2 protein-coding genes and 1 tRNA gene are annotated in these 2,546 nt (G+C 65.1%); 1 reads left to right on the top strand and 2 read right to left on the bottom strand.

Going from position 1 to position 2,546, the window contains the following annotated elements:
- Positions 1–77: 77 nt before the first annotated feature.
- Together HMPREF1137_RS08735 and HMPREF1137_RS08740 are read right to left on the bottom strand one after the other, a co-directional pair.
- Positions 78–165: transfer RNA gene (locus HMPREF1137_RS08735), tRNA-Ser, on the bottom strand.
- A 234-nt stretch (positions 166–399) separates the two neighbouring features.
- Positions 400–861 (bottom strand): hypothetical protein, encoded by a 462-nt coding sequence (locus tag HMPREF1137_RS08740; RefSeq protein ID WP_034497561.1) that lies wholly within the window; start codon positions 859–861, stop codon positions 400–402.
- 160 nt (positions 862–1,021) lie between these two features.
- On the opposite strand from HMPREF1137_RS08740, the gene HMPREF1137_RS08745 reads away from it, so the two are divergent.
- Positions 1,022–2,395: a uracil-xanthine permease family protein gene (locus HMPREF1137_RS08745; protein ID WP_009054508.1), complete on the top strand. Its 1,374-nt coding sequence runs from the start codon at positions 1,022–1,024 to the stop codon at positions 2,393–2,395.
- The last annotated feature ends 151 nt before the right edge of the window (positions 2,396–2,546 follow it).

Consider the following 2,546-nt stretch of genomic DNA (forward strand, 5'->3'; position numbering starts at 1 on the left):
GGCCCGACGGCGCCCGGAACACCAGCGGCGCCACAGGCAACAAAAACCCCGGAACCTGAAGCGGTCCCGGGGTCCGGTGGCGGAGGATGGGGGATTCGAACCCCCGAGGGCTTGCACCCAACACGCTTTCCAAGCGTGCGCCATAGGCCACTAGGCGAATCCTCCGTGCACATCGTGCCGGACAATCATAAGCGAAAAATGTCTTCCCGCGCCAATCCTGGCCAATGGAGCAGGTCACAGGCCCGAGATTTCAGGACAAACGGCATCGAAACGGACACAGACAGGCGAGCCGAACCCACTGAATCCCACACAGCCAGAGCAGCAGAGCACACCGACGCGGCGCGCGGACTCAGCCACCGCATAGCCGGCCACCCGTGCGCGGGACCCCGGCTTCGTCGATTAGCCGAGCCCGAGCATGTAGATGTAGGCGGCGATGCCAATAAGAATCCCATCGAACACGAGGGCGGCGGTCGCCTCCCGTGAGCCGATGCGCTCGGGCAGCGATTGCGCCTGGATCAGGGCGATGACTCCGAGAACGATACTGACGACGATGGGGATGCCAAAGAAACCAAAGACAGCGAACCAGAGGGACGCTTTGGCTATGGGGTTCGTGATGGGCACGGGGGAGGTGTAGCCTCCGTCGGCGAAAACTTCTTTGACGTTGACGTATTCCGTCCCCGGAAAATCACCATACGAGACCGGCGCGCTCCCCCGCGTCACACTCTCGGGCGCATAGCCAAAGCGGTCGCCGGCGACGTTCATGGGCGAGGCATCGGCCGGGTTGGCCTGCAAGGCCATGTCCGGGTTCACCCAGGGCACGCCAGAGACGGTGGGGGCGACGTTCGGGGATGGCTGGCTCATGTGCTCCACTATTCCATAACGGGAGGGGCATGCACCACACTTTGCCAACTGGAGGGGATTTATGCGTGGCGAAACCTGCGGGGACGGGGGCAGACGCGCTACCCTGGTATCCCGACCGGTACGGCCATTCTGCCCATCAACTGATCGGATTTGTACGCTTATGAGCGAAACGAAGACCTCGCTGTTCCGTTGGAAGCTTCACGGTAACGGCACGTCCATTAATCCCGGCGACGTCGTCCTTCCGAATGAACGACTCTCGTGGCCGCGCACTATTGGCATTGGTGCCCAGCACGTGGTCGCCATGTGTGGCGCGACTTTCCTTGTTCCGTTGTTGACGGGTTTCCCCCCGTCGACAACGCTTTTTTTCACCGCCGTTGGCACCCTGCTGTTCTTCTTGATCACGGCGGGCCGTCTGCCCTCGTACCTGGGTTCCTCGTTCGCGTTGATCGCGCCGATCCAGGCAGTGACAGCATCTCTGGGCGCTCCCTACGCGCTCGGCGGCATCATCGCTGTCGGCGCAACGCTGGCGCTCGTCGGCCTGATCGTCCACTTCGCCGGCGTGCGCTGGATTGACGCGGCCATGCCGCCTGTGGTCACGGGCGCGATCGTGGCGCTCATCGGCCTGAACCTGGCGCCCGCTGCGTGGAAGTGGGTCCAGGAAGGCCCGATCACCGCGGTCGTGACGATCGTGTCGATCTGCCTCGTGACCGTCCTCTTCAAGGGCATCCTCGGCCGCCTCTCGATCCTCATCGGCGTGCTGATCGGCTACGTGGCCGCGGTTCTTCAGGGTCAGGTTGACTTCTCTGGCGTCGGCGAGGCCGCTTGGTTCGGCTTCCCCCAGTTCCACACCCCCGCCTTCTCTGTGTCGACGCTCGGCCTGTTCCTGCCGGTCGTCTTCGTCCTGGTCGCCGAGAACGTCGGCCACGTGAAGTCCGTGTCCGCGATGACGGGCGAGAACCTGGACGACGTGACGGGCCGCGCGCTCATGGCGGACGGCGTCTCCACGATGCTGGCCGGCAGCGGCGGCGGTTCGGGCACGACCACCTACGCCGAGAACATCGGCGTCATGGCGGCGACCCGCGTCTACTCGACGGCGGCCTACGTGGTCGCGGCGTGCGTCGCGCTCGCCCTGTCGATGCTGCCGAAGTTCGGGGCCCTCATTGAGGCGATCCCTCACGCCGTCCTCGGCGGCGCGGGCACGGTCCTGTACGGCATGATCGGCATGCTGGGCGTTCGCATCTGGGTGCAGAACCGCGTCGACTTCTCCAACCCGGTGAACCTGAACACCGCCGCGGTCGCCCTGATCGTCGCGATCGCAAACTTCACGTGGGTTGTCGGCGACATGACCTTCGGCGGCATCGCGCTGGGCACGGCCGCCGCTCTGCTGATCTACCACGGCATGCGCCTGATCTCGAAGCTGCGTGGCACGAACCTGGAGGCGGCGTCGCCCGCGTCCGCACCGTCTGGTTCGGAGCTGGAGGGCGAGGCGTACTCGAAGCGCCACCGCTCCCCCGCGCCGCAGGCTGACGCCTGATCTGACGCGTTCATTGACGAGGCCGGGGCTCGGCCACTCGCTCACCGCACGGTGAGGGGTGGGTCGGGCCCCGGCCTCGTTTATCCCCATAATTCCGCACGTAATTCCCCCGGTGCACCGCAATCATCGTCAGTGCAATGCCCGGATTTCC

This window comes from Actinomyces sp. ICM39 (assembly GCF_000282935.1).
In the GTDB taxonomy this organism is placed as follows: Bacteria; Actinomycetota; Actinomycetes; order Actinomycetales; family Actinomycetaceae; genus Pauljensenia; species Pauljensenia odontolytica_B.